The organism is Mesorhizobium album (assembly GCF_033977205.1).
In the GTDB taxonomy this organism is placed as follows: domain Bacteria; phylum Pseudomonadota; class Alphaproteobacteria; order Rhizobiales; family Rhizobiaceae; genus Mesorhizobium; species Mesorhizobium album.
Genome location: NZ_JAVIIW010000028.1, coordinates 25,724 through 46,432, shown reverse-complemented (window position 1 = coordinate 46,432; position 20,709 = coordinate 25,724). Strand labels below are relative to the sequence as shown.

The 20,709-nt window shown below is 64.4% G+C and carries 21 protein-coding genes; 10 read left to right on the top strand and 11 right to left on the bottom strand.

All coding sequences use genetic code 11. The annotated features are described in order from the left end of the window. Positions 1–4: 4 nt before the first annotated feature. On the bottom strand, positions 5–670 hold the full coding sequence (locus tag RFN28_RS22275; RefSeq protein WP_320273009.1) for a response regulator transcription factor: 666 nt from the start codon (positions 668–670) through the stop codon (positions 5–7). A gap of 63 nt (positions 671–733) precedes the next feature. Then, positions 734–1,033 carry a hypothetical protein gene (locus tag RFN28_RS22270; RefSeq protein WP_320289376.1) on the bottom strand — a complete coding sequence of 100 codons (300 nt, stop codon included), beginning with the start codon at positions 1,031–1,033 and terminating at the stop codon, positions 734–736. 227 nt (positions 1,034–1,260) lie between these two features. Between RFN28_RS22270 and RFN28_RS22265 the strand changes: the two genes are divergently transcribed. After that, a complete protein-coding gene (locus tag RFN28_RS22265; protein WP_320289375.1) occupies positions 1,261–1,647 on the top strand; it encodes an ester cyclase in 387 nt (128 codons plus the stop codon). Between the two features lie 16 nt (positions 1,648–1,663). Here RFN28_RS22265 and RFN28_RS22260 read toward each other — a convergent pair whose 3' ends face one another. From RFN28_RS22260 to RFN28_RS22250, 3 genes are all read right to left on the bottom strand, one after another. Continuing rightward, positions 1,664–2,071 carry a DUF3168 domain-containing protein gene (locus RFN28_RS22260; protein ID WP_430678612.1) on the bottom strand — a complete coding sequence of 136 codons (408 nt, stop codon included), beginning with the start codon at positions 2,069–2,071 and terminating at the stop codon, positions 1,664–1,666. A gap of 142 nt (positions 2,072–2,213) precedes the next feature. After that, positions 2,214–3,767: a trimethylamine methyltransferase family protein gene (locus RFN28_RS22255; RefSeq protein ID WP_320289374.1), complete on the bottom strand. Its 1,554-nt coding sequence runs from the start codon at positions 3,765–3,767 to the stop codon at positions 2,214–2,216. A 12-nt stretch (positions 3,768–3,779) separates the two neighbouring features. Then, the gene (locus tag RFN28_RS22250) at positions 3,780–6,191 is read right to left on the bottom strand and encodes a GcvT family protein (RefSeq protein WP_320289373.1); all 2,412 of its coding nucleotides are present in this window, start codon (positions 6,189–6,191) and stop codon (positions 3,780–3,782) included. Between the two features lie 111 nt (positions 6,192–6,302). On the opposite strand from RFN28_RS22250, the gene RFN28_RS22245 reads away from it, so the two are divergent. From RFN28_RS22245 to RFN28_RS22225, 5 genes are all read left to right on the top strand, one after another. Continuing rightward, on the top strand, positions 6,303–6,941 hold the full coding sequence (locus tag RFN28_RS22245; protein WP_320289372.1) for a TetR/AcrR family transcriptional regulator: 639 nt from the start codon (positions 6,303–6,305) through the stop codon (positions 6,939–6,941). A 158-nt stretch (positions 6,942–7,099) separates the two neighbouring features. Continuing rightward, a complete protein-coding gene (locus RFN28_RS22240; RefSeq protein WP_320289371.1) occupies positions 7,100–9,256 on the top strand; it encodes a transglycosylase domain-containing protein in 2,157 nt (718 codons plus the stop codon). A 172-nt stretch (positions 9,257–9,428) separates the two neighbouring features. Beyond that, positions 9,429–10,013, top strand: coding sequence for a DUF1214 domain-containing protein (locus tag RFN28_RS22235; RefSeq protein WP_320289370.1), 585 nt, complete (start codon positions 9,429–9,431; stop codon positions 10,011–10,013). Beyond that, positions 10,006–10,554 (top strand): DUF1254 domain-containing protein, encoded by a 549-nt coding sequence (locus RFN28_RS22230; RefSeq protein WP_320289369.1) that lies wholly within the window; start codon positions 10,006–10,008, stop codon positions 10,552–10,554. The genes RFN28_RS22235 and RFN28_RS22230 overlap by 8 nt, the downstream gene beginning before the upstream one ends. Before the next feature lie 386 nt (positions 10,555–10,940). Next, positions 10,941–11,942, top strand: a complete 1,002-nt coding sequence (locus RFN28_RS22225; protein WP_320289368.1) for a hypothetical protein — start codon at positions 10,941–10,943, stop codon at positions 11,940–11,942. Positions 11,943–12,012: 70 nt separating this feature from the next. On the opposite strand, the gene RFN28_RS22220 is transcribed toward RFN28_RS22225, so the two are convergent. The 3 genes from RFN28_RS22220 to RFN28_RS22210 form a co-directional block, all read right to left on the bottom strand. After that, a complete protein-coding gene (locus RFN28_RS22220) occupies positions 12,013–12,360 on the bottom strand; it encodes a DUF1491 family protein (protein WP_320289367.1) in 348 nt (115 codons plus the stop codon). Positions 12,361–12,429: 69 nt separating this feature from the next. Next, a complete protein-coding gene (locus RFN28_RS22215) occupies positions 12,430–13,212 on the bottom strand; it encodes a peptidoglycan-binding domain-containing protein (RefSeq protein WP_320289366.1) in 783 nt (260 codons plus the stop codon). Continuing rightward, entirely contained in the window at positions 13,187–14,929 is a 1,743-nt protein-coding gene (locus tag RFN28_RS22210) for a sensor histidine kinase (RefSeq protein WP_320289415.1), read from the bottom strand. The genes RFN28_RS22215 and RFN28_RS22210 overlap by 26 nt, the downstream gene beginning before the upstream one ends. 534 nt (positions 14,930–15,463) lie before the next feature. Here RFN28_RS22210 and RFN28_RS22205 point away from each other — a divergent pair. Next, complete coding sequence (locus RFN28_RS22205; RefSeq protein WP_320289365.1) at positions 15,464–15,847, top strand: DUF5330 domain-containing protein; 384 nt, start codon at positions 15,464–15,466, stop codon at positions 15,845–15,847. A gap of 174 nt (positions 15,848–16,021) precedes the next feature. Then, positions 16,022–16,450, top strand: coding sequence for a SufE family protein (locus RFN28_RS22200; protein ID WP_320289414.1), 429 nt, complete (start codon positions 16,022–16,024; stop codon positions 16,448–16,450). A 285-nt stretch (positions 16,451–16,735) separates the two neighbouring features. On the opposite strand, the gene RFN28_RS22195 is transcribed toward RFN28_RS22200, so the two are convergent. From RFN28_RS22195 to RFN28_RS22185, 3 genes are all read right to left on the bottom strand, one after another. Next, entirely contained in the window at positions 16,736–17,164 is a 429-nt protein-coding gene (locus RFN28_RS22195) for a Ros/MucR family transcriptional regulator (RefSeq protein ID WP_320289364.1), read from the bottom strand. Positions 17,165–17,169: 5 nt separating this feature from the next. Beyond that, the gene (locus RFN28_RS22190; RefSeq protein WP_320289363.1) at positions 17,170–17,334 is read right to left on the bottom strand and encodes a hypothetical protein; all 165 of its coding nucleotides are present in this window, start codon (positions 17,332–17,334) and stop codon (positions 17,170–17,172) included. Positions 17,335–17,582: 248 nt separating this feature from the next. Beyond that, entirely contained in the window at positions 17,583–17,951 is a 369-nt protein-coding gene (locus tag RFN28_RS22185) for an SH3 domain-containing protein (protein WP_320289362.1), read from the bottom strand. Positions 17,952–18,069: 118 nt separating this feature from the next. Between RFN28_RS22185 and RFN28_RS22180 the strand changes: the two genes are divergently transcribed. Then, positions 18,070–20,181: a S9 family peptidase gene (locus tag RFN28_RS22180; RefSeq protein WP_320289361.1), complete on the top strand. Its 2,112-nt coding sequence runs from the start codon at positions 18,070–18,072 to the stop codon at positions 20,179–20,181. 99 nt (positions 20,182–20,280) lie between these two features. After that, the gene (locus tag RFN28_RS22175; RefSeq protein ID WP_320289360.1) at positions 20,281–20,670 is read left to right on the top strand and encodes an SET domain-containing protein; all 390 of its coding nucleotides are present in this window, start codon (positions 20,281–20,283) and stop codon (positions 20,668–20,670) included. The last annotated feature ends 39 nt before the right edge of the window (positions 20,671–20,709 follow it).

The window sequence follows — 20,709 nt, the reverse complement described above, 5'->3', positions numbered from 1 at the left end:
CGCGTTACGCCTCCGGCTCTCGCATGCGATAGCCCATGCCACGCACGGTTTCGATCATGTCGATGCCCATCTTCTTACGAAGCCGCCCGACAAACACCTCGATGGTGTTGGAATCGCGGTCGAAATCCTGGTCGTAGAGGTGCTCGACCAGTTCGGTGCGCGACACCACCTCGCCCATATGATGCATCAGATAGGCAAGTAAACGGAACTCATGCGAGGTGAGCTTCAGCGGCACGCCGTTGACATCGGCCTTGGAGGACTTGGTGTCGAGCCTCAGCGGCCCGCAGGTGAGCTCGGACGAGGCATGGCCGGCGGCGCGGCGGATCAGCGCCCGCACCCTCGCCAACACCTCCTCGATGTGAAAGGGCTTGGTGACATAGTCGTCCGCGCCGGCATCGATGCCGGCTACCTTGTCACTCCAGCGGTCGCGCGCAGTCAGGATCAGCACCGGCATCTTGCGCCCGCCGCGGCGCCAGCGCTCGACGACGCTGATGCCGTCCATCTGCGGCAGGCCGATGTCGAGGACGACGGCGTCGTAAGGCTCGGTGTCGCCGAGGAAATGCCCCTCCTCGCCGTCATAGGCGCGGTCGACCACATAGCCGGCATCGACCAGCGCATCCGCCAGCTGCCGGTTGAGATCCTTGTCATCCTCGACGACGAGCACGCGCATCGGTTGAAAGCCTGTTAACTGGAAGAGATATAGGCCGATTCCGCCGGCCGGGAAACGATGGGGTCAGTTGAGCGGGACTACGATCTCCGAGCGGCGTGGGCGCTGGCCCTCCTTGCCGGGGACGAGCACCACGATGACACAGACCTGCTGCCCGCCGCGCGTCGCCTGCGAGGCCTTGGCGAGCGTGCCGCCGTTCTGCGCGGCGACCTGCTGCCCGATCGCATAGCAATCGCTGGCGGCAAGCACGACGGGCCGATCGACCGACGGCTCGATGAGCATCATGGCCGTCGCCTGCGACGCAAAAAGACCGGCTGCGGCAAGCGCCAGCATCGCGGTGCGGATATGGGAGCGGAAGGTTTTCATGATCACGGTTCTAACGCATGCGTGCTGAACGTGAAATGAACGGTGAACGGCCGAAGATCCATACCCGCCATGCCCCCTGATCGCGCGACGTTATGATGCGACACTGCTGCCCGAGCCCCCATCAAGCCGGACGTCAGATTGATAGCCGGAAAAACATCGGCGCGGCTACGCTTTTCGCTGCCAGGACATGCTCTAGTTTGCGCCGTGGACGACCATGGGAGAGTGCCGTGAGCCGTGAGGATCTTGCCGATCTCTACAAGGGCTACATCGACTGCCTGAACGCACAGGACTGGGACAATCTCGGCCGGTTCGTCGGCGAAGAGGTGCAGTACAATGGCGAGACGATCGGGCTTGCGGGCTATCGCCGGATGCTGGAAGGCGATTTCCAGGCCATTCCCGACCTGCGTTTCAACATCGAGCTACTGGTTTCAGAGCCGCCGCGCGTGGCGGCCCGCCTGCATTTCGACTGCAGGCCGAAAGGCGTGCTGTTCGGCCTGCCGGTGAACGGCAAGCGCGTGTCCTTCGCCGAGAACGTCTTCTATGAGTTCCATGACGGGCGCATTTGCGAGGTCTGGTCGGTCATCGACAAGGCCGAGATCCAGGCTCAGCTGTAGAAACAGGGCTGGTGGCTCAGGCGCTCTCTTTCGTGAGCGCGCGAAAGCGCAGCAGCCCGTGATGGACCTCGAGGTCGTCGTCATAGCGCGCCTCGGCAAATTCCAGGGACAGGCGCGTCTGGCCGCGCGGACCGATGGATAGCGCCGCGCCGTCGAGGCGGGCCTTGATGCTGTCCATGATGAGCCGCGTCTCGGCCTCCCCTTGAGCCTTCGACCAGATATGCAGCGTGACGAGCTGATCGTTGTCATTGTCGGCGCCGGTTTCGAGATCGAAAGCGCTGGTGCGGCCGTAGGTCACGTGGGGAAAGGCGGCCTTGGCGTCGGCGCGCTCGAGCAGGCCGGCGCCGCCCAGCAGCGCCGACAGCGACGCGTCGGTCTTCAGCCTCAGGAACAAGGCCTGCATCAAATCGCCAGGCGCCGTCATCTACCGTCCATCGCAAAACAGCCTTCGGTTCGTTGCTAACCTGTTCGGCAACGTAACCACGCGCGCGATCCGATACCAGATCGCGAATCGCTTTGACTGTAGCGTGAACGGCGAAGGTCTCGAAAATATTGCGTTTTCGGATTCACGACACCGGCGCCGCGCCACCCGCTTCGGTGCGCCGCGCGATGAACTCGTCGAGCACGCCCGCGGTGGCCGCAGCGGATGCGGGCGGCTGGAAATCGGAAAGAATCCGCTTCCAGACGCCGGTGGCGCGCTCGGTTGCGGTCTTGCCGCCCGCCTGCGTCCAATTGCCGAAATTCGACCAGTCGGCCACCAGCGGCTCGTAGAAGGCGGTGCGGTAGCGCGTCATGGTGTGGGCTGCCGAGAAGAAATGGCCGCCGGGCTGCACTTCGGCGATGGCCTCGAAGCCGATGGCGTCGGCATCGCCGGGCGTTGTGGCGCAAAGCTCGGCGATGGTCTGCAGGGCCTCGATGTCGGTGATCAGCTTCTCGAAGGAAACGCTCAAGCCCCCTTCCAGCCAGCCGGCGGCGTGGATGCAGACGGTGGAGCCCGCAAGCACCGAGCCCCACAGCGCGAATTGCGTCTCGTGCGCTGCCTGCGCGTCGGAAACATTGGCGGCGCTGCCGCCGCCCGAGCGCCAGGGCAGGCCGGTGAAGCGCGCCAGCTGGCCGGCGCCCAGTGTGGCCTTGATATGCTCCGGCGTGCCGAAGGCCGGCGCGCCCGACTTCATGTCGACATTGGAGGAGAAGGAGCCGTAGACGACCGGCGCGCCGGGGCGCACAAGCTGCGCCAGCGTCAGCCCGGCCAGCGCTTCGGCGTGTTGCAGCGTCAGCGCACCGGCGACGGTGATCGGCGCCATGGCGCCGGCCAGGCAGAATGGCGTGATGATCGAGACCTGGCCGGCACGGGCAAAGTCGATGATGCCTTGCGCCATCGGGATGTCGAGCTGGCGCGGCGAGTTGGTGTTGATGACCGTGTAGCAATGGGCGCCGGCGCGGAACTCGTCCTCCGAGAGGCTGCGCGCCAGCCGGACCATCTCAAAACTGTCCTCGACCTGCGGCGTGCCGCGCGCGAAGACGAAGGGAAGCTTATCGGAGAGGGTGAGCTGCGCCCGGCCGGTGGCATAATGGCGAAAGCGGGTGTCGACATCCTGCGGCTCGATGCAGGGGCCGAGCATATGCAGCACGTCGAAATGCTGCACCAGACGGATGAGGTCCTCGAAGGCGGCAAGCGTGCCCGGCCGACGGCCGCGTTCGAGATCGGTGACATTGGGCGCGCCGCAGCCAGCGAGGAAGGTCATGGTGCCGAGCTCCAGCGCAAGATCGCGGGAGCGGTCGCCGCCGTGGGCCGGGATCGAGCGCGGCGCCGAGGCAAGGCCCGCCTCGACCATGTCACGGCCGATCCTCACCATCTGGCTGTCCTCGTCGACCAAGGCGCCGGCCTTGGCAAAGATGGCGCGCGCTTCCGGCAGCAGCACCTTGATGCCGAGCTCCTCCAGCACGCGCAGCGCCGTGTCGTGGATCGCGGCGACCTGGTCGCCGGAGAAGACCGGCTGCGGCAGGAACGGGTTCTTCAGCGAACGGTAGTTCGGACGGCGGCTCGATTCTGCGCCCGCTTCGCCGTTGCGTCCGCGCCGACGTTCGCGCCGAAGATCGCGTGCGGCCTCGTCAATCATGCCCAATCCTCCCTATTGCCGCATTGCCTCGCCTTTGGGGTCGTAAGGCGAGGCCGCGATGACGCGCGCCGGCCGTTCGACGCCGACAATGTGTACGGAAAGCGCTGTCCCCTCCCCGGCGAAATCGTCGTCCACCAACGCCAGGGCGACGCTCTTGCCGACGGTATAGCCATAGCCGCCGGAGGTGACGAAGCCGACGCGCCGGCCCTTGCACCAGACCGGCTCGAAGCCGCTGGCGTCGGCATCGACGGCGTCGACCTCGAGCGTCACGATCCGCCGCGCGACGCCCGCCTTGCGCTCCTTGAGAGCTGCTTCGCGGCCGATGAAGTCGCCCTTGTCGAAGGCGATGAAGCGGTCGAGGCCTGTCTGTCCAGGCGTGTAGCCTTGCGTGAACTCGCGCGACCAGATGCCAAAACTCTTCTCCAGCCGCAGCGCATTGAGCGCGTAATAGCCGATCTCGGCGAGGCCGAGATCCTCGCCCGCGGCAAGCAGCGTCTCGCGCAGGGTCGAATGCAGTGTGGCCGGGCAGTTGATCTCGAAGCCGAGCTCGCCGGCAATCGACAACCGGGCGACCCGGGAACGCACCATGCCGATGTCAAACTCACCACAGGCCATGAACGGCAAGGCTTGCGCCGAGATATCCTGATGGGTGGTGCGCTCGACGATCTTTCTTGCGTTCGGTCCGGTGACAAGGAAGCCGGACATCGCGTCGGAAATGTCGGTGATCGACACGCCGTCAGCCCTATGCGCCTCGAACCAGCGCATATGGAACTCGCGCAGGTAATAAGAGCCCATGATCCAGTATTCGCCGCCGCCCCAGTTGAGAACGGTGAGATCGCCCTTGAGCCTGCCGTCATGGCCAAGCATCGGCGCCAGCTTCGCGCGGCCGGGCTTCGGCAGCTTGCAGGCGAGCAGCCGGTCGAGCCAAGCCTCGGCGCCCGGTCCCGACACGGCGTAACGCGAGAAAGCGGTGGTATCGACGAGACCGGCGGCGCGGCGCACCTGCAGCACCTCGTCGCCGACGATGTCGAAGGCGTTGGAGCGCTTCAGCGTCGTCTCCTCGCGAAAACCCATCGGCGCGAAATAGGCAGGGATTTCCAGCCCCCAGGATGCCATCCACTCGGCGCCGGCGGCGCTCATGCAGTCATAGGCGCCGGGACGCTTCAGCGGCCGGCCCGCCGGCAGCCGCTCGTTGGGGAAGGTCATGACGAAGCGGCGGGCATAGAACTGGCGTGTGGTCTGCTTGAGATATTCGCGGTTGGCGGCGAAGGCGCCGTAGCGGGCGATGTCCATGCCGAAGATGTCGGCCTGCGGCTCGCCATAGATCATCCACTCGGCCAGCGACTTGCCGACGCCGCCACCCTGGCTGAAGCCCGCCATGACGCCGCAGGCGACCCAGTAGTTCTTCAGGCCGCGCACCGGCCCGACCAGCGGGTTGCCGTCCGGCGTGAAGGTGAAGGCGCCGTTCACCCATTTACGGATGCCGGCCTTGGCCAGGCATGGAAAGCGCTCGTAAGCCCTGGAGAGCTCAGGACTGATGCGATCGATGTCTTCGGGGATCAGCTCGATGCCGTAGTCCCAGGGCGCGCCGTCCATGTTCCAGTGTCTCGGGTTCTGCTCGTAGACGCCGAGCAGCACGCCCTTCCGCTCCTGCCGCAGGTAGGAGAAGCCGTCGAGATCGACGGCGAGGCCGAGTTCCTTGTCTAGGGCAGCGACTTCCGGAATGTCCTCGGTGACGAAATAATGATGCTCCATCGGCGTCACCGGCAGGTCGATGCCGGCCATCAGCCCGACCTGCTTGGCCCAGAGGCCGCCTGCGTTGACGACCTGCTCGGCGACGATGGTGCCCTTCTCGGTGACAACGTCCCAGCCGCCATCGGCGCGCTGCTTCAGCTCGACGACGCGGTTGCGCAGGATGACATCGGCGCCGCGCTTTTTCGCGGCGCCCGCATAGGCGTGCGTCGTGCCGTAAGGGTCGAGATGACCCTCGTTGGAATCATAGAGGCCGCCGAGCACGCCGCTGACATCGACGATCGGGCAGATCTCCTTTATCTCCTTGGGCGTCACCAGCCGCGCCGTCTCGATGCCGACCGACTGGAACACGGCCCAGGCCGATTTCAGCCACTCCCAGCGCTCGGGGTCGCTTGCCATGTTGACGCCGCCGGTCATGTGCAGGCCGGCGTTCTGGCCGGACTCGGCCTCGATCTCGCGATAGAGCTTGATCGTGTAATCCTGCAGCGCCGCGACATTGGGATCGGCGTTGAGCGCATGGAAGCCGGCAGCCGCGTGCCAGGTCGAGCCGGCCGTCAGCTCGGCGCGCTCGATGAGCGCCACATCGCTCCAGCCGAACCGGGTCAGGTGATAGAGCACCGAGGCGCCGACCACGCCTCCCCCGATGACGACCGCGCGATAATGCGATTTCACGAGCCTCTCCCTCTCGTTGGAGGCCCTTAAGATACATGCCGTGGACACATGTGTCTAGACACTTCTGTCCAGAGCTTGCGAATAGTTTCGCGCCATGCCTATTGTGCGGCCATGATCATGACCGCTCCCCAGGCCGAACCGACGCCCGGCAACATCAAGGTGACGCGCTCGGACTGGATCAGTCTGGCGCTTGAAACGCTGATCTCAGAAGGCATCGAGAGCGTGCGCGTGCTCACGCTCGGCCAGAAGCTCGGCGTGTCGCGCTCGAGCTTCTACTGGTATTTCAACAGCCGGCAGGACCTGCTCGACCAGCTGCTCAAGCACTGGCACGACACCAACACCACGGCGATCGTCGAGCGCGCCCGGCGTCCGTCCGAGACCATCATCATGGGTGTGATGAACGTGTTCGAATGCTGGGCCGACGAGCGCCTGTTCGACCCGAGGCTCGATTTTGCCATCCGCGAATGGGCGAGACGCTCGGCCGACGTGCGGCGCATGATCGACCAGGCCGACGACGAGCGCCTCCTCGCCATCCGCGACATGTACCGCCGGCACGGCTATGACGACGAGGACGCCTTCATTCGCGCCCGCGTGCTCTACTACATGCAGATCGGCTACTACGTGCTCGACCTCAAGGAGCCGGTCGAGGCCCGGGTCAGCCACCTTGCCGCCTATCTGCGCTCCTTCACCGGCCAGGAGCCGACCGATGCGGACGTGGCGCATTTCATGCGCTTCATCGCGGCGCGGTGATATCATAGGTCCGTCACGGCCACGCCGTTGCGATCAACAAAGCTTGTGCTGTGGCTTTGCCGCCCTTGTGAGCAGGGTGAAAATGGACGATTAGTCTTCTCAAGGCGGACCTGAAATGCCCGGTCGGGCGTTGAAGATCGCCAGGGTGGAATTCTGGAATGGCAAGTCCCCTAAAACCGCGCAAGAGAAGAGGCCGGATCGCCTCTGCGGCGCTTGCCGTCGACGCGTGGCTCGATTCCTCGCTCTACGAGATCGGCTTCAAGGCGCGCGAATTCTGGGAATGGGCGACCATATTTTCGCGCCGCTTCCGCCTGCATGGCTGGCGGCGCGCCATCATCGAGGTGCTGAGCGAAAGCTTCACCATGGGCGCCGGCGGATTCGTGGTGCTTTTGGCGCTGGCCATGCCGGCCTTTGAGATCACCGCCGGCGACTGGCGCAACCAGGGTGACTTCGCTGTTACCTTCCTCGACCGCTACGGCAACGAGATCGGCCAGCGCGGCATCATCCAGCGCGATTCGGTACCGGTCGACGAAATGCCGGACATCGTCATCAAGGCGGTGCTGGCGACCGAGGACCGGCGTTTCTTCGACCATTACGGCATCGATGTCCTCGGCCTGTCGCGCGCCATCTTCGAGAATGTGCGCGCCAATTCGGTTGTGCAGGGCGGCTCCAGCATCACCCAGCAGCTCGCCAAGAACCTGTTCCTTTCCAACGAGCGCACATTGGAGCGCAAGATCAAGGAAGCTTTTCTCTCGCTATGGCTGGAGGCGAACCTTTCCAAGAAGGAGATCCTGCAGCTCTATCTCGACCGCGCCTATATGGGCGGCGGCACGTTCGGCATCGAGGCGGCGGCGGATTTCTATTTCGGCAAGAGCGTCAAGGACCTGAGCCTCGCCGAGGCGGCGATGCTTGCCGGCCTGTTCAAGGCGCCGACCAAATATGCCCCGCATATTAACCTGCCGGCGGCACGTGCGCGCGCCAATGTGGTGCTTTCCAACCTCGTCGACGCCGGCTTCATGACCGAGGGCCAGGTGCTGCAGGCGCGGCTGCATCCGGCCGACGTGGTCGACCGCGGCGAGCAGAAGAGCCCCGACTATTTCCTCGACTGGGCCTTCGACGAGGTCAAGAAGATCGCCAAGCCCGGCCAGCATTCGCTGGTCGCCCACACCACTTTCGACGCCAATATCCAGAAGGCGGCCGAGGAGTCGGTCGAGTTCCACCTTCGCCAGTTCGGCAAGGAATACAACGTTACCGAAGGCGCGGTGGTGGTGATCGAGACCAACGGCGCGGTGCGCGCCATCGTCGGCGGCCGCGACTATGGCGCCAGCCAGTTCAACCGCGCCACCAAGGCGCTGCGCCAGACCGGCTCGTCGTTCAAGCCATATGTCTACGCCACGGCGATGGAGCATGGCTTCACGCCGGATTCCGTGGTTTCCGGGGGTCCGATCTCCTGGGGCAACTGGTCGCCGCACAACTACAGCGGCGGATCGGCCGGCAATGTCACGCTGCTCACGGCGATCGCCAAGTCGATCAACACCGTGCCGGTGCGGCTCGCCAAAGATCATCTCGGCATCGCCCCGATCAAGGCGATGGCCGAATCGATGGGCGTGGAATCGCCGCTGGAATCGCACAAGACCATGGTGCTCGGCACGTCCCTCATGACGGTGATGGACCAGGCGACTGGCTACAGTGTCTTTGCCCAGAACGGCTTTGTCGGCTCCAGGCACGGCATAACCCAGCTCGTCACCCGCACCGGCGACGTGGTCTATGACTGGACCAAGGACGCGCCGCCGCCGCACCGCGTGCTGTCGGAAAAGGCGCTGCATTATATGAACACGATGCTGGCGGCGGTGCCGGTCATCGGCACGGCCCGGCGCGCCCAGCTTCCCAACATCGTGGTGGCCGGCAAGACCGGCACCACGCAATCCTACCGCGACGCCTGGTTCGTCGGCTTCACCGGTAACTACACGGCCGCCGTCTGGCTCGGCAATGACGACTTCACGCCGACCAACAAGATGACCGGCGGTTCGCTGCCGGCGATGGTGTGGCAGCGCTTGATGGTGTACGCGCACCAGAACATCGACCTGAAGCCGATCCCGGGTCTCGATCATCCGTTCGTCGATCCGGAGGTTGCGGCCAAGGCAGAGGAAGCGGCGAAGAAGGAGGCCGACGATGCCGCGGCGCAGGCGGAAGCCGAGCGCCCGCCGGTGCTCTCCAGCCGAACCACGCAGACGCTGAGGGATATGACCAAGACATTCCAGGCCACACCGGTGCTTAGCCCGCCCACCGCGCCGGAGACGCTGTCGGCGCTTTAAAGCATGTCTCCCGAAAGTGGGAACCGGTTTCGGGATAATGACATGCGTAAAATCAAAAACCTAAAGCGCATGGAGCGAATCTGAAAGATCGCGACGCGCTTTAGAAGCGAGCCGGCTTGCCACGAGGCCCTGCGCCGCGATATCCCGAGCAACCTCTCAGTTTGCGGCCCTCATGCTCAAGAACGCATTCCTCACGCTGCTTTCGCTTGCCGTAGCCATTGGGCTTGGCGGCGGCAGCGTCTGGTACGCGCTCAACGCGCAGGACGGCGTCGGCGCGATCCGCATCGGCCAATGGACCGCCTTTCCCGAAGCCGGCACATTGGCCGCCGACCCCTATTCGAAGGCGCGCCTGGCGCGCGAGGGCGTGCTGGCGCTCGGCCAGGCGGAGGGGCTCTCCTTCGTCGCCGAGCGCGACGAGACCGACGAGCCTCTGAAGCGGGAATGCGCCTATACGATCGAGGGCGGCTATCCGACCGCCCGGTTCTGGACGCTCTATGCCGCCGACCAGTCGCTCGGCGTCATCGACACCGACAAGGCGAGACGGGCAGCACTTCAATCCTACGAAGTGCTGCGCCGACCCGACAATTCGGTCGTCATCTCCGTCGGCAACCGCCCTGCCCCCGGCAACTGGCTGCTCACCAACGGCTTCGGCAAGATGTATTTCGTGCTGACCTTCTATGACACGCCGATCGCGAGCAGCACCGGGCTCTCCGACGTGACGCTGCCGCGTATCCTGAAGGCGGGCTGCAATGCGTAGGCTGCCGCACGCGCTCATTCTCGGCCTGATCGGCGCCGGCATCGTGCATATCGTGGTGCTGTTCCTGGTGCCGGAATTCTCCGAACGCGACGCCTGGTCGCGACTGGCTTTGGCCTCCGACCTCTACAAGATGACGCGACTGGATGCCGAGGCCGGCGGCGCGCCGGTGGTGAAGTCGGTCGACCCGCTGTTCTACGCGGCCGCCTGCCGCTTCGACCTTGCCGACGGGCTGGTGCGGATCCGCGCGCCGGGCAACGTGCCGTTCTGGTCGGCCTCGGTCTACGACCGCAGCGGCCACAACATCTATTCCTTCAACGACCACAATGCGAACAGCGAGAAGCTCGATGCCGTGGTGCTGACGCCGGCGCAGATGATCGACGTGCGGCGCGATCTTCCCGAGGAATTGCAGGGCGCGATCTTCGTCGAGGCGCCGATCGAGGAAGGCATCTTCGTCGTCCGCGCTTTCGTGCCGGACGACAGCTGGAAGCCGATCGTATCGCGTTTCCTCCAACAGAGCGCCTGCGAGTTGCAGGACTACTGACGGACCAGGTCAGTGATGCGGCACTGGAGGCCGCGGCGATCCTGGCTTGTCCGGGCCCTCCGGACGCGCCGCGCCGGCCTGCGGCTGCTGCTCGTAGCGGACCCCGGGAAAGATGATGACCGCGGCCGCTGTGTCGGTAGCGTGATTTACTCGATTGACGGGTGCCGTTCTCGGCACAAAAGACAGGACCATGCCCATGGTTCGCGCATTCCTCTCGGTTGACCCGGAGCACAACGCAACGCCTCCAAAGTTGATTAAGGCGGGCAGAGGGTTAACGGAGCGCTAACGGATCGCGGCTAATTTGATCTTTGTTCCCTGGAGACGCGAAACCGGCCCGGCCGGATTGCGCGGGACCAGGTCTGTGTCGAGTATCGGGCGTATCCTCCGTGTCTTCTTCGGATTTCAGGCAAATCGCTATCCGGACCGAAGCGGGAAAAGCCGAAAGGCTGTTCCGCGCCGCCGTGTCGGCCTTCTGCTCGCTGACGCGCCCGTCGCGCCGCGAGATCGCCCAGTTGGAAGATCTGACGCTGCCGCTGTTCGACGAGGTGTCGGTCGAATCGCGCCGCTATGTCGCCGCCGCCCTTTCCGAATGCGAGTATGCGCCGGCCGCGCTGGTGCGGCGGCTGGCCGAAGAACCGGTCGAGATCGCGGCGCCGCTGCTTATCCGCTCGAACGCGCTGAGCGACATCGACCTCATCGCGCTGATCGGCCGCCACGGCCTGCCGCACGCGCGCGCGATCGCGCGGCGCAAGGAGATCAACCCGACCATAGCTCACCTGATCCGCGCGCTGGAGAAGCCGACACTGGTCAAGACGCGACCGCCGGAGACGGTCACCAAGCTCGCGCCGGTGAAACCGGCGCCCGCCGTCGCTTTGGAAGACGAACGTCCGGTTCCCGGCGAAGCAGAGGAGACTGCGCGGCGGCGCCTGCGCTCGATGATGCGGCCTGCCGGCGAGGGCGTCGCCGTCAACCTGTTCCTCGGCCAGCCGACCTATGTGAAGCTGCGCGAGACGGCGCTGACCGGCAGCGCCGCCTTCTTCCAGACGGCGCTTGCCGACGCGCTCGATATAGATTTCGCCACGGCCCGCTCGGTGACCGAGCAGGCGAGCTGCACTGCGCTGCTGGCGGCGCTCAAGGCTCTCGACCTCAGCGAGGACAGGGCCTTCCTGATCGCGGTCGCGGTCTATCCGGGCGAGTTCCCGCACCCGCAGGCGATCCGGCTGTTCCTCGACCGCTACCGGCTGCTGCATCGCGAAGCGGCGCTCGACAAGGTGCGGACCTGGAAAGCCGAAACCCTGTCGCGGGCTATCCGCGGCAACGCCGCCGAGAGTGCCGAACGCCAGCCATCCAACAGCGACGGTTCAGCCGCCAGCCTCAAGGCGTCCTGAGCGATTCCAGGAAAAGTGCGCAGCAGTTTTCCGTCCGGAATTATCGGGAACGAAGGCCGGGCTGCCTGCGCTATTCCACCTTCACGGAAACAAGCTCGTCGATCGGAAGGGAGCCTGCCTCGATCTCGACCACCCAGATGTCCGGATCGAATCTTTTTTCCTTCTCGAGCCGCGCATCGAATGCCGAGGCATCGTCGTTGCTATCGAGCAAGGTGAAGAAGCGCTCATCGGGCTTGGCCGAATCGTAACTCGTCTGCGGTGCCGGCCCGTAGAGGGCGACTTCCCCCAGCCGGCCGCGCGACAGCACGAAGACGGCGCCCGCCTCGGTCGCGCCGCGCTTGACCACGGCGGCAAAGCCGCCGGCGGTGAAGACGCGGCGCAGCAAGGCCGATACCCACAGATCGGTGGTCACGCGCATGGCAGGATTCCGGACGACATGCGCGGCTCCTTACAGCATCTGCAATGGAACAGGAACGACCAACGCCCCTCAGTTCGTCAGGCCGATCTCGCGCATCTTGACGTAGACCGCCTCGTCCGGCTCGCCGGTCTCGGGCAGGCCGAACAGCGCCTGAAACTCCTTGATCGCGGCTTTGGTGCGAGCGCCGACCTTGCCATCGAGTTGCATGTCGTTGTTGCCAAAGGCCTTGAGGCCGGCCTGGATCTTGACAATGCGGGCGTCCGGAGTGCCGCTGTTGGCCGGCGCCGAGCCAGGGATTGGAACCGGCGTGGCGGCCGGGGCGGCAGCGTTGCTGGCGGGCCGCGGCGCCGGGTGCGGGATGGCCGCGGTTATCTGCCTGGCACCGAGCTGATCGAGCAGCGCGCCGTCGACCTCGCCGGAAGCCGGCAAGCCGACCTTCTGCTGATAGGCCTGGATGGCCTTGCGCGTGGCGGGCCCCGTCAGGCCATCCACCGTGCCGTCGTAAAAATTGAGGTCCTTCAATATGCCTTGCACTTGCTGGACGACGGGGTCGGGCTTGGCGGCCGGCTGCGCCGGCGCCTGACGCACGATGTTGATGGTGGTCTCTGGCTCGTCGGAGACCGCATGCGGGAAATTCTCGATGCTCCGGGTGGCGAAGAAGGCGCCAGTATGCGGAAAGGGCTGGTACCAGAGCGCGTTGGCCGAGACGTAGAACAGGGTGACCAGGAAGGCGGTCGAGCCGCCGACCAGAACGGGGTTGCGCGAGATCACCTGACCGACGGCCACAGCGCCCTCGGCAAGGACGCTTCGCTCGGGTTCGACGACCTTAGGCCGTCTTGCGGAGCGAGCCATTGCTTTCCCCATTTGCGTCCCCCTTCGGCTTTGCAACCGGCATCGGCAGCACGCCGGCCGGCGCGCCCGAGCGCCGCTTCGGCCCGTTCACCGGCAGGCTGATGGTCACCGTGGTGCCCTCGCCTGGAGCGCTCTCGATCGACATCGTGCCCTCGTGCAGCGCCACCAGGCCCTTGACCAGCGACAGGCCGAGCCCGGTTCCCTCGAAACGGCGCGTATAGTCATTCTGGATCTGCATGAACGGCTTGCCGAGATTGGCGAAATCCTCCTCGGCGATGCCGATGCCGGTGTCGCTCACCCAGAAGTGCAGCCGCGAGCCGACGCGCTTGGCGCCGATCACCACGCTGCCGCCGTCGGGCGTGAACTTCACGGCGTTCGAGACGAGATTGATCAGGATCTGTTGCACGGCGCGGCGATCGGCATTGATCTCGCCCGCATCCGGCGCGATCTGCGCGCCGAGCGCGATGCTCTTGGCCTCGGCCAGCGGCTTCATCATCGAGCGGCACATGTCGACCGCCTCGGCGAAGCGGAACGGCTCCAGCTCGGTGGCATAGGCGCCGGCCTCGATGCGCGAGACATCGAGGATCGAGGTGACGACGGACAGAAGATGCTGGCCGGACTCCCTGACCAGCCCGACATATTCCTTCTGACGCGGATCGCGGAAGGCGCCGAACATCTCGTGCAGCAGCATGTCGGAGAAGCCGATGATGGCGTTGAGCGGCGTGCGCAGCTCATGGCTGACCACTGCCAGGAAGCGGCCCTTGGCCACTTCGGCGGCCGCGGCGGCCTCCTTGGCCGCGGCAAGCTCCTCGCGAAGCGCTGCGACATCGTCGTTCTCGCGCAGCACGAAAGTGAAGACATCCTGCTCGGACTCGCCGCGCATCAATTCCAGGCGGAACGGACGGAAATTGTCGACTGAGCCGACGCCTTCGCGCGGCAGCCGGATGCGAAGGTCCAGCCGACGCTTCGGCGCGCCCTCGCGCATATCCGCGAGCGCGGTAAGATAAGCGACGCGATCGGAAAGATGGACGCGGTCGAACAGGCCGGTGCCAAACAAGAGTTCCGGCGCCAGCTTCAGGATGGTACGCGCCTTGGCCGAGGCATCGATCACCTCGCCCTGGCGGCCGACGCGCAGCACGACGGCATCGATGATGTCTTCGAGACGGTCGGCCGCAGGCTCCGCCTGGCGGACGCCGGCCCGATTGGCGAAGGCCGCCGCGCGCGGCAACAGCGTAAGCGCCCAGGCGAGTGGCAGCAGCCAGTGCCAGGTGGCGATCCCGGCCGCGCCGAGCGGCAGAAACTGACTGGCAAGCGGCTGCAGCAGAATGGCGGCCAACGCCGAAAGCGCGCCCGAGAGCGCTGCGCGCCGCGAGCCGCCGATCCACCAGGCCTCGACCGGCAAAGCGACGGCAAGGAGGGCGACCGGCGAGGCAAGGCCGCCCGCCGCGGCAATGGCGCAGGCAAGGGCAAGGCCGCCGATGGCGAGCGCAGCCTGGCCAACGAGCGCCATGCGCCCCGATGCCGCCACCAGGAGCGCTGCAAACCAGCAAAGTCCGAAGGCGGCGAAGATGGTTGCCGTCGTGACGGCCACGCCGAGGCCGGCGGTGACCAGCGTCACAGCCGCGCCCGCGGCGAGGAAAGGAGCGGCGAGCATGACGCCGATGAAGCGGCGCTGACGCAGACGCTCGGCCTCGCCCGTGACGGTCGGATGAACCAAGCGTTCGCAGCCGGCGGCAACCGCGCCAGGCAGGTGAACGTATCTGGCCGTAATCGAACTCAACGCACTCGTACCCGGTCGTGAAACTGCCCTGCTTTGCAGGTGACTCTTGATTGGCTTTGAAACTCGCACCCAGCGTTTAAGGAATGGATAAGGCAGACAAGGTGAGCGCCCCGCCCACGGCAAATATTGGGACGCCGGGACCGCAAAGCCCGTCGATCTGGCGCCATGGTAAATGGAGCGTTAGCCGCCGGCGGTGTGCCAAGACTGGCCAATACTGAAGCCGGCTACTCGCTTTAAGCCCAAAAAATCGTTCAATAACAGCAAGATATATGGTTATCATAAAGTTAATGCAGTCGATTAGCTTTTAGGCAAATCGACTGCGAAAACCAATCCTTTCGAATTTGCCTAAAATTTGAGGAAAATTCGCGGCTTCGGCGCAAGCCGTCCTTTGCGCGGGCGTGCCACTATCCTGCCCATAAAAGAGGTCATGCCGACTTGATGCATGACCCGGTCACGACGAGAGGCGTTGAGATGGGCTTTCTGATCAGGATGGCTTTCTGGTTTTCGCTGGTGCTCTTGGCGCTGCCGCTCAGCGTCGGGCCCGACGAGGACGGCCGCGAGGCGGTCGGGCCGATCCAGGCGCTGTTTGCGGCGCGCGAGGCAGTCGGCGACATTGCCGGTATCTGCGAGCGCAAGCCGGACGTCTGCGAGACCGGCAAGTCGGCCATGCACACCATCACCGTGCGCGCCAAGGAAACCGCCAAGATGGCGGCCGCCATGCTGGACGACCAGCAGCCGGAGAAGGCGACCGCGCCCGAGGCGAAGGTGGCGGAAATGTCCGCCGAGACCACCGGCAGTGTAGCCGGAGCCATCGTGCTGCCCGCCAAGGTCAATATCCCGGTGATGAAGAACTGAGATTCTTTTTCAGCCGTCTACTCGGCTTCTTTAGTTTTGGCGCAATTCCGGACGGAAAACCGTTCACACTTTTCCTGGAATTGCTCTAACGCCGCGGGCCCGTCCGACCTCTCGACGCCCGCGGCGTCTTTCTTTTTCCGTGACGCGGCGGCGCCGGGTCACTATATGCGGACCATGACCACCTTGATCGAAACGATCCGCGACGACTTCTCCCTGCTCGACGAGTGGGAGGACCGTTATCGCTATGTGATCGAGCTCGGCGAGGCGCTGCCGCCGTTTCCCGAGGCGGAACGCACCGCGGCCAACAAGGTGCCCGGCTGCGTGAGCCAGGTGTGGCTCATCACCGAGCAGGGACAGGGTATCGATCCGGTGATCAGCTTCAAGGGCGATTCGGACGCCCACATCGTGCGCGGCCTCGTCGCCATCATGCTGGCGCTGTTCTCGGGCCGGCCAGCCAGCGAAATTCAGGGCACCGACGCGGAAGTGACGCTGAAGGAGCTCGGCCTCGACGAGCATCTGTCGCCGCAGCGCGCCAACGGCCTGCGCTCGATGGTCAAGCGCATCAAGCGCGACGCGGAAGCAGCCTTGAAGCAGACCGCCTGAAATTTCCTCAAACGACCGCCGGCAGACAAGCAAATGGCGCCCTTCGGGCGCCGTCGAACTGCGAATGTGAGCGTTGCTAAAGCGCGTCGCGATCTTCCAGATACGCTCCCATGCGCTTTAGGTTTTTGATTTTACGCATGTCTTTATCCCGAAACCGGTTCCCACTTTCGGGAGACATGCTTTAAAGCGCGTCGCGTCGAAACGGATCCAGGCGACGCGCTTTCAGTCTTTGTTTCGATGCATGTTGTTCGCCCAAACCTGCATAGCGGTTTTGGGCGGCATGCATTAGCGGCGGCTCTTGGGCTTACGGCCCAGGCCCATCTTCTTGGCGAGCTGCGAACGGGCCGCAGCATAGTTGGGCGCGACCATCGGATAGTTGGCGTCCAGGCCCCACTTCTCGCGATACTCTTCCGGAGTGAGGTTGTAGTGAGTCATCAGGTGGCGCTTCAGCGACTTGAACTTCTTGCCGTCTTCGAGACAGACGATGTAGTCATCATGCACGGAGCGCTTCGGATTGACGGCCGGCTTCTGCTTCTCGGCCAACGGTTGCTCCGCCGTGCCGCCGACGCGGCCAAGCGCGGCATGAACGTCGGCGATCAGGTTCGGCAGTTCGCCGACCGGCACGGGGTTGTTGCTGACATAGGCCGCGACGACATCGGCGGTCAGCTCGATCAGCGCGTCACTATTGTTTGAAGGTGTTTCGACGATATCCATTGTGCTCAGGCCCCAACGAGAGTTGTTTCTAAACTGTGCCCTTTTTCTGAGATCGGGCATCGCGCGAATTTGATACAGGCAAGCGCCTGCGATTCGCGTCGCATCATCTTAATGGCGCTGTGCTGCAAGTAAGTCAATTCGCCAAATGACTTATATTCGGCGATATTCATCAAATATTCCCGATTCAGCTTCAAAAATTCGTGCGCCGTGTAACTTGGCGAGATTCTTCTGGTCAGACCAGTGCAGCCTGACGTGGCGTCAGGCGCGCTTTACACCACAGGGGTCGCCGAACAGGGTCATCAATGCTTGACCAATGCTTGGCCGTCATGGCGGCCGGCAAGAGGAATCCTACAGACCACAGGATGCAGGCGGACTGATTTTCGCGCGGAGCGCGCAGCCAGGTGGCCGCGACAAACTCTCAATAGGGCGTGATATACTTGCCGTAGACCCAGCCGGTGACGAAATGACCATTCTGTGCCGGGTCGTGCCAGATCTCGCACCAGCGATAGCGGATCGCCTGCCGCTGCCTCCAATGCGGTTGGCCGGCAATGTCGAGCAGATTGATCCCGCCCGTGCAGCGGCCGGTCATCTGCAAGGCGGCGCCGTTCGGATAGGCCGCCTGCTTTTGCGATGTGTTCGACGGATATTTGCGGGCGTTGAGCGTGTCGCCGAACGGCGCGCCCGCCACTTGCCAGGCGGCGAACACGGTTGCATGAGACTGACTGGAAACGGCCAGTACTGCCGAAGCGACTGCGAAAGCCATGGCGGCGCGAACATAGGATTTCATCTTTTCCCTTCGACCTACCTTCTGTAGACCACCTTGAACCCTGCCCCTTGAACCGCTGCCGAGCAGCGTGTTCATTCGCCCCTCAAGCAAATTTCAGGCTATTCCGCAGCGAGACGCAATGACCAGACCTTCCGCCTTCCGGGCCGCCTTCCCGACCGCCAACCCGCCGCAGCCCAAGAAATGGCCCGTCTTCGACACGCATCATGGCATCACCCGCGCGGACGATTATGCCTGGATGCGGGCCGAGAACTGGCAGGCGATGTTCAGGGACCCATCGCTCCTCGACGGTGCGATCCGCACCCATCTCGAGGCCGAGAATGTCTACCAGGCGACGCTGATGGCCGACACGGCAGAACTGCGGGCCAAGCTTTTCGCCGAGATGAAGGGGCGCATCAAGGAAGACGATTCGACGGTCCCGATGAAGGACGGCCCCTATGCCTATGGCTCGTCCTTCCGGCAGGGAGGCGAGCATCCGCGCTACTTCCGCACGCCGCGCGACGGCGGCGTGGACGAGATCCTGCTTGACGGCGATAAGGAAGCGGAAGGCAAGCCCTATTTCCGCCTCGGCGGCGTCGACCATTCCGCCGACCATAGGAAGCTGCTCTGGGCCTTCGACGACAAGGGCTCGGAATTCTTCTCGCTGCGCGTGCGCGACATCGCCAGCGGCAAGGAACTCTCCGACCAGATCCCGGATACCGGTGGCGGCGGCGTGTGGGACGCCGGCGACGACGGCTTCTTCTATACCCGCCTCGACGACAGCCACCGCCCGTCCAAGGTGTTGTTCCACGCGCTTGGCGACAGTCCCGACAACGACCGGCTGATCTATGAGGAGACCGATCCGGGCTTCTTCATGGATGTCGGCGGCACGCGCTCCAACGAGTGGATCATGATCGGCATCAACGACCATGAAACCTCCGAGTACCGGCTGCTGCGCGCCGACGAGCCGTTCGCCGAACCGAAGCTGGTGTCGGCGCGCGAAACCGGGCTGCAATATGACCTGGAAGAAGGCGGCGATGTCTTCTTCATCCTCACCAATGCCGACGGCGCCAAGGACTTCAAGATCATGACCGCGCCGGTCGAAAACCCGGTACGTGCCAACTGGAAGGAGCTGGTGCCGCACGAGCCCGGCCGACTGATCCTGTCGGTATTGGGCTTCAAGCAGCATATGGTCAGGCTGGAGCGCAAGGACGGCCTGCCGCGCATCGTCGTGCGCAACCGCTCAAGCGGCGAGGAGCATTTCATTTCCTTCGACGAGGAGGCCTTCTCGCTCGGGCTATCCGGCTCCTACGAATACGACACCGAGGTGATGCGCTTCACCTATTCGTCGATGACGACGCCGGCGCAGGTGTTCGACTACAACATGCGCACCCGCGAGCGTGTTCTATTGAAGACGCAGGAGGTACCTTCAGGCCACGATCCTGAGCACTATGTCACGCGCCGGCTGATGGCGCCGGCTCACGACGGCGAATTGGTGCCGATCTCGCTCATCCATCATCGCGACACGCCCCTCGACGGCTCGGCTCCATGCCTGCTCTACGGTTACGGCTCCTATGGCATCACGGTTCCGGCCGCCTTCAACACCAACTGCCTGTCGCTTATCGATCGCGGCTTCGTCTACGCCATCGCGCATGTGCGCGGCGGCAAGGACAAGGGCTATGGCTGGTACGAGGACGGCAAACGGGCGAAGAAGATGAACACCTTCACCGATTTCATCGCCTGCGCCCGCCATCTGGTGGCCGAACGTTACACAAGGCACGACCGCATCGTCGCCCAGGGCGGCTCGGCCGGCGGCATGCTGATGGGGGCGATCGCCAACATGGCGCCCGAGAGTTTCGGCGGCATCGTCGCCGAGGTGCCGTTCGTCGACGTGCTCACCACCATGCTCGATGACGGCCTGCCGCTGACCCCGCCGGAATGGCCGGAATGGGGCAACCCGATTGCGTCCGCCGACGACTACAACACGATCGCGGCCTACTCGCCCTACGACAATGTCGCGGCGCTCGACTATCCGCCGATCCTGGCGCTGGCTGGCCTCACCGACCCGCGCGTCACCTACTGGGAGCCGGCGAAATGGGTGGCGCGGCTGCGCGAGCGCAAGGCAGGCGACAACCCGGTGCTGTTCAAGATCAACATGGAGTCCGGCCACGCCGGCGCCTCCGGCCGGTTCTCGCGGCTGGAGGAGATCGCGTATATCTACGCCTATGCCTTGAAAGTGACCGGCAAGGTCTGATTTTTACTCGCAATTGCGACGGCCACGCGCTACGCAATTCGCCGTTCTTCAGGCGCGGCCTTGCAGGTCGCGGGGGTTGTCTATTCGCCAGGGTCCGCCATGCTGCTCGTCGACGTCTATCTCGACAAATCGCCCATCCAGGGCATCGGTGTCTTCGCTAAGCACTACATCCCGCGCGGCACGCTGATCTGGAAGCTCGATCCAAGGTTCGACCGATGCATTCCCGTGGAGACCTATCAGGGCGAAAGCGGCCCGGTGAAGTCCTATCTCGACCGCTATTCCTATCCCGACCGGCGCGACCCCAACTACATCGTCTTCGAGGCGGATGACGCGCGCTACATGAACCACGCGGACGAGCCGAATTGCGACGTCTCCTCCCCCGAGGAGACCTACGCGCTGCGCGACATCGCCCCCGGCGAGGAACTGACCTGCGACTACAACCACTTTTTCGAGAACGGCTTCGACTTCCTCGGCGACCGCCACCCGTAACTATTTGACGCAATTCCGGACGGAAAACCGCTGCGCGCT